Genomic DNA, 12,319 nt, shown 5'->3' with positions numbered 1-12,319 from the left:
GAATGACAGCAACACGCGCTGCGCTCCTTTATGCCGCCGGTCTGTCGCTGCTTTATGCCCTGGTACCCACGCTCACATTTCCAGGGCCACCGCTGGACGTTGTCGAAGGATTTGCCTGGGGGCGCGAGTTGCAGCTTGGCTACACCAAGCACCCTCCGATGCAGGCTTGGCTGCTCGAGGCGACATACCGGATGACCGGGGGATATTATTTCGGCGGATACTGGCTCAGCGCGACGTCGGCCGCGTTGGGGTATCTGTTCATTTGGCAGATCGGCCGCCGCCTGGGACTTAACAACTGGCAGGCATTCTGGGCCGTCATTCTGACCAGCGTGACGTTCTATTTCACCCTGCCGATGCCGGAGTTCAATCCGAACATCCTTCAAATACCTGTCTGGGGCGCGATGATCCTGCTTTTTCTGCGCGCGCAGGAAACCAGCCGTCTACTTGATTGGATACTGCTGGGCGCCGTCGCCGCGTTCGGGCTCTACACCAAGTACTTTGTCGTCCTCCTCATAGGAACCATCGGTCTTTACGTGCTGGTGTTCCCTGATGCCCGCCGCCTGTTCAGAACGCTTGGCCCGTGGCTATGCACCCTGATCTGTGCCGTATTGCTTGTTCCGCACATTCTATGGCTGCTGCAGACCGATTTCCTCACAATCCAGTATGCGGCCAGCCGCAGCAAATCCGCGGCGACGGTCATCGACCACCTGTTCAATCCGCTGAATTTTCTGTTCGCCCAGATCGGCAACCACGCCGGTTTGTTTCTCGCGATCGCGGCTGGCCTTGGCTGGCATCAGCTCAAACAGCTTCGGGCAGAGTTGAAGAAGAACAACACTCGACTGGTTGAACACGGCGATCGCTTTTTGCTCTGGTTTGCTTTCGTTCCCCTGATCGTCGTGTTGTTCGCCTCAGCGCTGACCGGCAATGAATTTGAACACATGTGGGGCACGCCGATGTTTGTGCTCTCAGGTGTTGTCGCTGTCCGCTACCTGTCTCTCCCCGACCTGTGGTCACATCCCCGGCGCGCATTTGTCGCCGCTGTTGCAATCCAGGCAATCTTCCTGGCAGTGATTTTTGGTCAGGCCGTGCTTGAGCCCTACTGGAAAAAGAAACAGACGCGGATGCACTATCCGGCGAAATCAGTCGCAGAAGAGTTGGCGGCAATCTGGCAAAATGACCAGAAAACTGACCTTCGCTATGTCGCTGGCGACATGTGGTCCGCAGCGAATGTGACGCTTCACGCTCCGGGCCGCCCCTCCATGTTTTACCTGCATAGCCAGGCGCTGAGCCCATGGATTGACATTGAAGACGTTGAAAAACACGGCCTGATGATTGTCTGGCGCGGAGACCGGGAGGCACCGCTTAACGAGTTGCTCCGGTTTTATCCGGACGCCGTCCGCCAGGGCAGCAGAACATTCCACTATCAGAGCGCGGCTGACATCCCGGATGTCATCGTGAACTGGTTGATCATTCCACCCGGCGCGGTCGCGAAAACACCCGCCGGATAGTTGAAGACTGGAAATCGCCCGTCTGGAAACGGCAGCAAAAGGACACTAACTTGGCGTCATGATAAGTATGGCGAAAATCGACGACATCGAAGACTGGCTGATCGGTCAAGCGCTTGGCTCGCCGGACATGGCCAAGATGTTTGCGCAGATGTGCGAACGGATGCGCCAATGCGATGTTCCGATCGACCGGGCAATGATGGCCTGGTCGACACTGCACCCGCTCATTGAAGCCGAAGTCGTGGTCTGGGAAAGCGGCGCTGAACTTCAGCACGATCTCATTGCACATTCAGAAGAAGAAACCGAGGACTGGCTGCAAAGCCCGGTGAGAGCGGTTCTGGTCAACCAAGAACCGCGTTTCCGCCGCCGATTGACAAATTCGAATGCACCCCAGGAGTTTCCGCTTCTCACCCGCCTGAGCGCCACCGGATACACGGACTACCTCGTTCTTCCAACACGTTTCGATCTGCCCGTTACCAACGAGGATTATCCGACCAGCGGGATCATAGTCAGCTGGGCGACCCGCGCTGAAAACGGATTTTCCGACGAAGCCCTTTCAGCGATTGAGTATATTCAGAAACGGCTGGCGCTTGCCGCGCGGGCCACAATCGAAAGTCAGATTAGCCGGACAATTGCGGAAACCTATCTGGGCAGGAACGCCGGCAAGAAGGTGCTGAACGGACAAATCCGTCACGGTGACGGCGAAACTGTCGACGCCGTGATTTATTTCAGCGACATGCGCCAATCAACTGCAATTGCGGAAGCGCTTGGACCCGATGCCTATCTTGCTTGGCTAAACACTTATTTCGAAGCAACCGCCGGGGCGATTCTCGACAATCATGGTGAAGTTCTCGACTTCATCGGAGACGCCGTCCTCGGCGTCTTTCCACTTGATGGCCAGGGCCTGAAAAAAGCCGGCGCACATGCAATTCAGGCTGCGGATGAGACACGCAAACGTCTTATCGCAATCAACGAAGACCCATCGAACGTTCTGCCCATGCAAGCCGGGGTCGCGCTCTCGGTCGGTTCCGTCATGTTTGGAAACATCGGCGTCCCGAACAGACTGACCTTTTCCGTCATCGGTCAGACGGTTCACGCTGCTGCACGGATAGAGAGCCTGACTAAGTCCGCGGGTTCGGATGTTCTGATGACAGAGGATGTTGCCAGGCTTTGCGGTGAACGCGCCCGTCCGGTCGGGTCATTCGAGCTCAGCGGATTTACGGACCCTCAGCCATTGTTTGCGCTTGAATGATGTTAGACGTAATCATGCACCTCCAAAGTCCTGCACTGCCTTTCAAATATCGATAGCACCTTCTCAAGAGAAAACATGACCGATCTCCGCCCAGCGCCTCCCCTTCACCTGCCTTTCAACGACCAGGAAAAATCAGGTCAGGCAGATGACACGCCTATCGTGCTGTTGCACGGGTTCGGAGGCGATCGGCAAACCTGGCTCAACACTCAAACCGCACTGTCGGGACGAAAACGCTCGCTCGCCTTCGATTTGCCTGGTCATGGGCAGGCCCTGGATTGGCCGAGCGTCGGCAATGCCGGCATTGCTGCGAAAGCGGTCGCACAATCGCTTGAGCACCTCGACCTGACGAAGGTCAACCTCGTCGGTCATTCAATGGGGGGAGCAATCGCAGCTCTCGTCGCCCTGCGAGATCCCGAACGCGTATCGAGCCTGACGCTCCTGGCGCCCGGCGGCTTCGGTCCGGAGATCAATCACCGCTTGTTGCGCCGCTATGCGACAGCAACCAACGCAGCCGATATGGAGGTTCTGCTCGAGCAATTTTTCGGCTGGGAATTCAGGCTGCCGAAGTATCTGGCGAAGACCACTGCCGAAAGCCGAAGCAAACCGGGTGCAACGGCGACACTGGAAGCCATTGCAGACGAGATTATCGACGGAACCGTGCAAAAGACCTTGCCCAGAGATGAGTTGGCAGCCTTGCTAATGCCGATCAAGGTGATATGGGGAACACAGGACAGGGTCCTGCCGACGCGCCAGGCGCACAAGCTCCCTGGCATCGTCGCAACGCATATTTTCGAGCGCGTTGGCCACATGCCTCATTTGGAAATTCCAAAGGAAGTGACCCGGCTCATCCTGCAAAACGCAGGCGTGAACTGAACTTGCGGACAGGCGGCAAATAGAACAGAGCCTGGACGGCGCAATCCTAAACGTCCGGCAAAAGGCCTTCGCGCCAGGTCTCTCCGATCACTCTGCGCGCAAGCATGTGCGAACGGGGGAAATTCACGCTGTCAACAGCGATCAGCCGGCCCTCATTCAGATAGGCGACGTAGAACTTGTGATCTTCGGGCGAGCCGACCACAACGGTATCGTCATAGCCTTCCGATAAACCGGCAATCTGCAGTTTGACATCGTATTGATCGGACCAGAACCAGGGCAACGGATCGTAATCGACCTCTTCGCCAAGCAGGGCCTGCGCGGCAGCCTTGGCCTGATCGATCGCGTTCTGCACACTCTCCATGCGAACCGAGCGTTGATACCTGCCCGAATAGAACCTTGTGCAGTCTCCAACGGCATAAATATGCGGGTCGCTCGTCTGGCCTGATCCGTCCACGAGAACACCATTGTCGATTTCCAGTCCGGCTTCACCTGCCAGATGATCGTTGGGGTCCGCGCCAACGGCGATCAGCACCAGTTCGGCCTCGATGACGTTCCCATTGGTCAGCTTGACGCCGGTGACCCTGTCCTCTCCGACAAGTGAATCGATGGACGCCTCAAGGAGAAGATCAATGCCCTTATCCCGGTGCAGACCCGAGAAGTAGTCCGAGACGGCCTGACTGACGACCCGCTTCATCGGCCTGTCCTGTGCCTCGATGACGCTGACGGACTTGCCCAACGCCTTCGCCACCGCGGCAACTTCCAAGCCGATATAGCCGGCTCCGATGATCGCAATGCTATTACTCGTTTTCAGACCGTCGCGAATGGCGTCAACATCGGCGATCGACCGCAAGGTGACGACGCCAGCCTTGTCGGCACCGGTCAAGGGGATCTTGCGCGCATTGGTTCCGGTCGCAAGTACCAGTTTGCCATAGGAGAGCGTATCGCCGTTTTCCAGTTGAACTCTTTTTGCGGAACGGTCTATCGAAACAGCTCTGGAGTTGGGAATATGGTCGATCTGATTGGTTTCGAAAAACGCCGGAGGACGCAGCCAGAGACCTTCGGCACCCACATCCCCGGAAAGGTATTTTTTGGAAAGAGGCGGCCGCTGATAAGGCGGATGCGGTTCGTCGCCAATCAGGCGCAGCGGACCTTCAAACCCGCCCTGCCGAAGCGAATGGGCAAGTTGAGCACCGGCTTGTCCGGCACCGATGATGACGATTTCTTCCTGCATTCCGTCTCGCCTTCTTCATGCATATTCTATCGTCACTAGCACGAAGATTCGCTCTCCGCCAGAAGGGCGAAACGCCGCGATGGGTCAGATCACGCAACTTCAGGAAAAACGGGCCTTATGCCTCGCGAACCGCGTTCAGGAAGTCGGTAACTTTCCGCCGGATCAAGGTACCCTGATTGCCAAGAGATTCGGCCGGTTGTGCTGGCTTATTTCCTTTGGATCGGGCCGGTTCCGCGGCGGATTTGACCATCAGGAACGGGCCCTGACCTTCACTGACAGCTGCGACTGGATCCGAAAAGGTGATTGCGATTCGAAAGCCGGCATCGTATGTCCCCTAAACTGCGAACCGCGTTTCAACGTTGTCTGGTCGTGCCGAATAACGGTCAACGATTTTGCAATTCTCCGAGTTTCAACACGAAGCGCGCTTGCCCCTGCCCCTTTCCGGTTGAGGTTCCCTTGAAGTTTCTGACGAAAACCGCACCGGTTATCTTCGTTCTGTTGTGGTCCACCGGATTTGTTGGCTCGAAACTCGGGGCGCCATACATCGATCCAATGGTTTTTCTGACGGTGCGTTTCTTCTCCGTCCTTCCCATTCTGATCGTGCTCGCGCTTTTCCTGGCCAGGTCATGGCCGGTCCAACCCCTGGCAATCTTACATTGTCTGATCACCGGAATGCTGGTGCATGGAATATATCTGGGCGGCATTTTCTGGGCGATCAAACAAGGCATGCCGGCAGGTGCGTCGTCTATCATCGTCGGCCTGCAGCCGGTCCTGACCGCCCTGATCGCGGTCATGCTTTTGAACGAAACGGTGTCGAGAAACCACTGGATCAGCATGGCGATCGGCGCCGGCGGTCTTGTTCTGGTATTGGGCCCCAAATTTGACATCACCGGCACGGGCATTACTGCCATTACGATTTGCGCAGCATTCTTCTCGGTCGCGGCAATCAGTCTTGGCACGGTCTACCAGAAGCGTTTCGTGCCGAACACCGACCTGCTGACCGCCACAATCTGGCAGTATGTCGGCGCCCTCATGATCACCGCGCCCTTGTCACTTTTCGAAAGCTGGCAGATCATCTGGTCAGGCGAACTTGTCTTTGCGATGGTCTGGCTTGTGCTCGTCCTGTCGGTCGGGGCTATTCTTCTGCTCATGCTTCTCATACGTGAGGGCGCTGTTTCACAGGTCGCGAGCCTGTTCTATCTCGTGCCTGTTGCCACCGCTGTCGAAAGCTATTTCCTGTTCGACGAAACGCTGACATTCGTTCAGGTCGGTGGGATGGCACTGATTATCGCCGCCGTTCTGATGATCAGGCAATCCGCCCGGAAAGCGTGACCCTATTCCCCCGCCGCTTCGGGCATCGCGCTCGGCCCTCCGCGCGCCTTCAGCCGTGCGCGCAATCTCCGTTGGCGCGAGATCGCAGCGTTGAGTTCGCCGCCGAGGATGAAGACGAGAGCGCAGATATAGAGAAAGATCAGGGCGGTCATGATCCCGGCAAGGCCGCCATATGTGGAAACGTAATTTGCGAAACTCGCCAGATAGGTACCAAAGGCGCTGCCTGCGACAATCCACATCACGAGCGTTGCCAGAACGCCTGGCCACAGGTCCCGAAACGATCTATGCCCCGCCGGCAGCAGCCAGTGTGTAACAAACAATCCGATAATCAGGAGCGAGCCGGCAAGAGAATAGCGCGCGACGTTAATGGACAGCAGGAATGCTTCGACCTTCGGGACGTAGGCTTGCAACGCTTCCAGCGCCAGCGGCGCCAACACGACCAGAAACGTATAGGCTAGCAGGATAGCCGCACCCAAAAGCACAAGACCGAGTGATTGTAGCCTCAGGAAGACGATGGACCTGTGTTCCTGTTGCCGGTAGGCGCGGTTCAATGCAGTTCGCAAGGCCTCAACGCCATTGGAGGCGAACCAGAAGGCGGCAATCGCGCCGAAGGTAAGCAGATCGCCGCGCCGCACGGTCAGGACGTTGTGGATCTCGCGCACGACAGGTGCTGCCACCGTTTCGGGCCAAGCGTCGAAGACAAGATCCGACACCGTGTCGGCCGCCCCCGTCATGCCGAAGAAGGCGGCAAGGGAGGCAATGAATATCAACAGCGGAAAGATCGCAAGCAATCCGGAAAGCGCCACGTGGCTGGCCATCGCAAAGCCGTCATCGCGGGCGAAGTGCCCGATCGCGTCCTTGAGAACCGAATAAATTGCCGAAAATGTCTGCCGCACAGCCATTATCTGATCTGGCCTCCAGCACCCTTATCAGTCAAGTGCGAACCGGCGAATTGTGCCCCCTCCGAAAGAAGAACAAATTCCGGCTCGACAAATTGATGTGTGCGACGCAACATAGCTTCAACAACAAGCGCGTTTGCGCAACAAATGAAAACGGAGATTGCCAATGTCCACTGCAGCCCTGACGGCGGCAGAAACGCCAGAGAGCCTGACTGAACAAACTGCGTCCATAGTCGGGACGCTTGATAATCTGCTTGATGACGCAGCGCAGCGTGTGCGCGCACTCGTGAGTGAAAACGGGCGCGTGTCCTCCAGACTTATGGAACAGGAACAGCGCGCCACTCACGGACTTGCATGGCTGGCCACATACGTCGAATCGTTGCGCCAACTCGACGCTTATGCCGAGCGCCTGAGAAGCCAGGGAAAATACGGCACTCTGGAAGACCGGATCGTCCAGCTCGGATTTGCCGAATACCTGGCCCAGATCTTTGGCGGCATCCCGATGAACCAGGGCGAAATCGTCCGGCTCTCGGACCTCGGCATCTCTGCGACGGAGGCCGGGGCTTACCGGACACCTGAAGTCGAGGCTCTCATCGAGACAGGCAACACGCCATCCATTCGCGGTGAAATCACAGCGCTCATTCGGGACCAGGCAGGCAAGTCCACCTTCGGCGATCCAGGTCTTGACGAAACAATGGAACAGATCCGCAACGAGATGCGCCGTTTCGCCGAAGACACCGTCGTTCCCAATGCCCATGAATGGCATCTCAAGAACGAGTACATTCCACTTGATGTCGTCGATCAGATGTCTGAACTCGGCGTTTTCGGGCTTTCCATTCCGGAGGAATATGGCGGGCTCGGGCTTGGCAAGGAAGCCATGTGTGTCGTTTCTGAAGAACTTTCACGCGCCTATATCGGTGTCGGGTCTCTGGGAACGCGGTCGGAGATTGCCGCTGAGCTGATCCTGTGCGGCGGCACGGAAGAACAAAAGCAGCATTGGCTGCCCAAGATCGCATCGGGCGAAATTTTGCCGACGGCCGTCTTTACAGAGCCGAATACGGGTTCGGACCTGGCGTCCCTGAAAACGCGCGCCGTCAAGGACGGCGACACCTGGAAAGTCTCGGGCAACAAAACCTGGATCACGCATCCTGTTCGCGCCGATATCATGACGCTACTGGCCCGCACCAATCCGGATGAACCGGGATACAAGGGCCTGTCCATGTTCATTGCCGAAAAACCGCGCGGATCGGATGAGGATCCGTTTCCGGCCACCGGGATGAGCGGCGGTGAGATCGAGGTTCTCGGTTATCGCGGCATGAAGGAGTACGAGATCGCGTTCGACGGCTTCGAGGTCAAAGCTGACAACCTGCTCGGTCAGGTCGAGGGCGAAGGCTTCAAGCAGCTCATGCAGACTTTCGAGGGTGCCCGTATCCAAACGGCTGCGCGCGCGCTTGGTGTTGCCCAATCCGCACTGGACCTTGGCTTGCGCTACGCGGAAGAACGCATCCAGTTCGGCAAGGCGCTCATTCACTTTCCGCGCGTTGCCGACAAGCTCGCGGTCATGACCGCCGAATTGATGATCGCCCGGCAGCTTACCTATTTCTCGTCGTGGCAAAAGGACTCCGGCAAGCGCTGTGACCTGGAGGCCGGTATGGCGAAACTTCTGGGTGCGCGTGTCGCCTGGGCTGCCGCGGACAACGCCCTGCAGATCCATGGCGGCAACGGCTTTGCACTGGAATACGCAATCTCCCGCGTGCTGTGCGACGCCCGCATATTGAACATTTTCGAAGGTGCTGCCGAGATTCAGGCGCAGGTGATCGCTCGGCGCCTTCTCGAAACGCGCGGCAATGCCTGATCCGGCTGCGCAGACGCCGCTTGTGAAAAAAAATCTGCGCATGGAGCATCTGCTCTCATGAAAGATAATGGAATAATTCCTTAGCCAGTTTCGTTGTTCTCCACACCCGCAAACAAAGGAGAACAACGAAATGCCTGACCGCGCCGCTGCCATTCGCCGGGCCCGGATGCCCGCCGTCATAGATCCTTTGCTTGGCAAGCTGATTGGAATTGCGCCCAACACGGCAATCGCAATTCTGATTGCGTCGGTGCTTGCCGGATTTGTTTTCCTTGCGCCACATGGCATGCCGCAACAAGCGGCCGCCGCGTTTCTGCTGACCGGTCTGGCGATCGTGGGCTGGACATTGACACCAATACCCGACTCCGTCGTTGCGGTGTTTGCTGCGGTAGGGCTGGTTCTCACCGGCGCATTTCCGGAAGAGCGCTTCTATCAGGCGCTCGGGACGGAAATTGTCTGGTTGCTGATAGCCGCTTTCGTGATTGCCGCCGCCATCAAATCGTCCGGCCTGACACAATGGCTGGCATTTGCGGTCACCAAGAGGTTTTCCTCGGTTTCCGGGCTCTTCCACGGATTAACCTTTGTCATCACCGCAACTGCTTTCCTCGTACCGTCGACTTCCGGACGCGCGGCACTGCTTGTTCCCGTCTTCGTCAGCCTGCTCCCGGCAATGCCGACCGGAAACCTGCGCCGGGCCCTCGCGTTGCTGTTCCCAAGCGCGATCCTGTTGTCGGCCGGCGGATCACTGATCGGCGCCGGAGCGCATTTTGTCGCGGTGGAAACGATCCGCACCTCCACGGGAAACATCATTTCCTTCTTCGAGTGGATCATGCTCGCGTTCCCGGTCGCCCTGCTTTCCGCACACGGGGCCACGCTGTTGATCCTTCAACTGTTTGTGCCCGCAAATGAGCGCAGGACCAGGCTTTCGACGAGCGACGATGCTCCATCCGGGTCTTTCAGCACCAAGCAGAAGAGATTGCTGTTCGTGCTCTCCGCCATGGTTCTCGCCTGGTCCACCACCGGCTGGCACGGGCTCGGCACCGCTGTGATTGCATGTCTTGGAGCTGCACTGGTGGTGACGCCGCTGCTGACGGAAGAAAAGCCGAAGGAACTGTTTCGAAACGTGGAAACCGAGCTCCTGGTTTTCCTCGCGTCTACCCTGGTGATCGCGCAGGCCGTCGTTTCGACCGGCAAGAGCAAGTGGCTGGCAGACAAGCTCCTGTTCATTCTGCCCGCAGACGTCCTTCACAATCGCGAGCTTACCATTCTGTTTGTCGTGCTCGTTTCGGTGGCAGCTCATCTGGTCATCAACTCACGCAGTGCCCGTGCAGCCGTTCTCATTCCGGCGCTGGCGCTTCCCCTGGCCGAATTCGACCACGACACCGCGACTCTCATCCTTGTGACTGTTCTCGGCACCGGGTTTTGCCAGACCATGGTGGCAAGCGCCAAACCCATCGCCATATTCCGGTCTGTCGGGGAAAATCACTTCGAACAGAGTGACCTGATGAGGCTTGCACTGGCGCTCTTGCCGCTCAAAGTCGCTGTCATAGCCGTTTTTGCCATCTTCGTCTGGCCAATCCAGATGCCCGTCCTCTCCGAACGGAACCCGATTGTGCAGCATCAGGGCCTGCATGCAGACCCGTTTGAAGTTACATCATTGGCGGCACACGACAGTGTCCGTCCTCAACCGATGGAAGGAGCCCTTTGTTCCGCTCATCATCTTGAAGTCTTGATGCTTGGAACGATCCGCGACGAGACTATGTGGGCCGCCGGCTGGTGGCATGTCTGGAACCGGTTGCGGCAAACTGGCTATCCGGTTGAAAAATCCGCGGTGAAGGAGATCTACCGGAAAAAAGACATGGTCTATCTGCGCGATCATTCCGTTGCAATTGCAGAAATCAATCTGAGGAGCGAACGCGTTCGCGAGGCAGCGAGCCTGTGCTCTGGCGCTCTTCAGGAAAGTGGACCGGCAGGCACAACAATCCCGCTTGTCCCAAGGAAGAAACCCTGATCTGCTATCGCAATCCTGGCATGAACGCGAGGGTCCGGCATCACGCCGGGCCCTTTCCTTGTATGCCACCGAAAGTTTTACCTGCCGCGGAATAATTCGGGGCCTGGCTCGTTCTCCTTTCACCTTCAGAAACAAAAAGGAGATGATTATGCCACTGAACATTCTGGTCGCCCCGTCAGGCTTCAAGGAATCACTCGACGTGAACGATGTCGTGGAAGCAATCTCCGAAGGCTGCCACCGGGCCTTGCCGGATTGCCGCATCCTCAAGGCACCGATGGTCGATGGTGGCGAAGGTTTTACAAAAGCCCTTGTCAGCGCTACCGCAGGAACCTTGCACAAGGTTGCGGTAACGGGCCCGGTTGGCCAAACCGTCGACAGCTTCTTCGGCATGCTTGGCGGCGAAGGAGCGAAGACAGCGGTTATCGAAATGGCCGCGGCGGCAGGACTGAGCCTCGTGCCGCGTGATCAGAGAGATCCGACCCTGACGACCAGTTTTGGTGTCGGTGAACTCATTCTTTCCGCACTGGATGCGGGTGCAGAGCGCATTCTCGTCGGATGCGGCGACAGCGGCATCAACGACGGCGGTGCCGGCATGGCACAAGCTCTCGGTGCCCGCCTGATTGACAAGGATGGCAGCGAAATCGGCCGCGGCGGTCTTGAACTGGCACGCATGTCCCGGATCGATGTTTCCGGCCTCGACCCACGGCTCGCCAATACCCAAATCGATGCTGCCGTCAACTGGCACAACGTCCTCTTGGGTGAACGGGGGGTTGCCCGGGTTTTCGGACCACAAAAGGGAGCGACGCCATCGCAGGTACAGGCGCTGGAAGAAGCGCTGGAAATCTACGCATTCTTGTTGAACAGAGACCTCGACCTGGATCTCGGACTGAAAAACGGGTCCGGTGCATCCGGCGGACTCGGCACGGGACTGATGGCTTTTGCCGGGGCAACTCTGCACCCGCGTTTCGATATCGTCATGCAATATCTCGAATTCGAGGCGTTGCTGACGTCGGCTGACCTCGTCATCACGGCCGAAGGATCCCTCGACGGGCAAAGCCCCTTTGGCAAGGTGCCCTGTGAGGTCGCCCAACGCGCGCGAAAACGCGATATTCCGACAATTGCACTGGCCGGGACCATCGGCACCGGTGTGCGCACAACCCTGGATACCGGAATTGACGCGTTCGCTTCAATTCTCAAACGGCCGTGCTCACTCGAAGATGCCATCCTGGAAGCAAGGAAACTGCTCAGAAACGCCAGCGAAGACGCGCTTCGGATGATAATGGTCGGAGCCCGGCTGAAAGCCGCCTGAGCCTTCGGCAAAGAACAAAAACAACAATAATAGAGATGGTTACGACTCCGCTGCT

Annotated in this window: 9 protein-coding genes; 7 read left to right on the top strand and 2 right to left on the bottom strand. The window is 57.6% G+C overall.

What is annotated here, in order from left to right:
• Positions 1-2: 2 nt before the first annotated feature.
• The 3 genes from Q0915_RS22340 (at position 3) to Q0915_RS22330 (ending at position 3,630) form a co-directional block, all read left to right on the top strand.
• Complete coding sequence (locus Q0915_RS22340) at positions 3-1,508, top strand: glycosyltransferase family 39 protein (RefSeq protein WP_299479015.1); 1,506 nt, start codon at positions 3-5, stop codon at positions 1,506-1,508.
• A 67-nt stretch (positions 1,509-1,575) separates the two neighbouring features.
• Positions 1,576-2,757 (top strand): adenylate/guanylate cyclase domain-containing protein, encoded by a 1,182-nt coding sequence (locus Q0915_RS22335; RefSeq protein WP_299479012.1) that lies wholly within the window; start codon positions 1,576-1,578, stop codon positions 2,755-2,757.
• A 75-nt stretch (positions 2,758-2,832) separates the two neighbouring features.
• A complete protein-coding gene (locus Q0915_RS22330; protein ID WP_299479009.1) occupies positions 2,833-3,630 on the top strand; it encodes an alpha/beta fold hydrolase in 798 nt (265 codons plus the stop codon).
• Positions 3,631-3,676: 46 nt separating this feature from the next.
• Here the strand turns inward: Q0915_RS22330 and Q0915_RS22325 are convergent, their stop codons facing one another.
• A complete protein-coding gene (locus Q0915_RS22325; RefSeq protein ID WP_299479007.1) occupies positions 3,677-4,861 on the bottom strand; it encodes an FAD-dependent oxidoreductase in 1,185 nt (394 codons plus the stop codon).
• Positions 4,862-5,317: 456 nt separating this feature from the next.
• On the opposite strand from Q0915_RS22325, the gene Q0915_RS22320 reads away from it, so the two are divergent.
• A complete protein-coding gene (locus Q0915_RS22320) occupies positions 5,318-6,193 on the top strand; it encodes a DMT family transporter (protein ID WP_299479004.1) in 876 nt (291 codons plus the stop codon).
• A gap of 2 nt (positions 6,194-6,195) precedes the next feature.
• Here Q0915_RS22320 and Q0915_RS22315 read toward each other — a convergent pair whose 3' ends face one another.
• On the bottom strand, positions 6,196-7,095 hold the full coding sequence (locus tag Q0915_RS22315; protein WP_299479001.1) for a YihY/virulence factor BrkB family protein: 900 nt from the start codon (positions 7,093-7,095) through the stop codon (positions 6,196-6,198).
• 163 nt (positions 7,096-7,258) lie between these two features.
• Between Q0915_RS22315 and Q0915_RS22310 the strand changes: the two genes are divergently transcribed.
• From Q0915_RS22310 to Q0915_RS22300, 3 genes are all read left to right on the top strand, one after another.
• Positions 7,259-8,947, top strand: a complete 1,689-nt coding sequence (locus tag Q0915_RS22310) for an acyl-CoA dehydrogenase family protein (RefSeq protein ID WP_299478998.1) — start codon at positions 7,259-7,261, stop codon at positions 8,945-8,947.
• Positions 8,948-9,077: 130 nt separating this feature from the next.
• Positions 9,078-10,955 carry an SLC13 family permease gene (locus tag Q0915_RS22305; protein WP_299478995.1) on the top strand — a complete coding sequence of 626 codons (1,878 nt, stop codon included), beginning with the start codon at positions 9,078-9,080 and terminating at the stop codon, positions 10,953-10,955.
• 148 nt (positions 10,956-11,103) lie between these two features.
• Complete coding sequence (locus Q0915_RS22300; protein WP_299478992.1) at positions 11,104-12,264, top strand: glycerate kinase; 1,161 nt, start codon at positions 11,104-11,106, stop codon at positions 12,262-12,264.
• The last annotated feature ends 55 nt before the right edge of the window (positions 12,265-12,319 follow it).

Origin of the sequence: uncultured Roseibium sp. (assembly GCF_947494555.1) — a bacterium.
Lineage (GTDB): Bacteria > Pseudomonadota > Alphaproteobacteria > Rhizobiales > Stappiaceae > Roseibium.
Note: the sequence above shows the minus strand (reverse complement) of the source record. Positions and strands in the feature narration are given on the sequence as shown.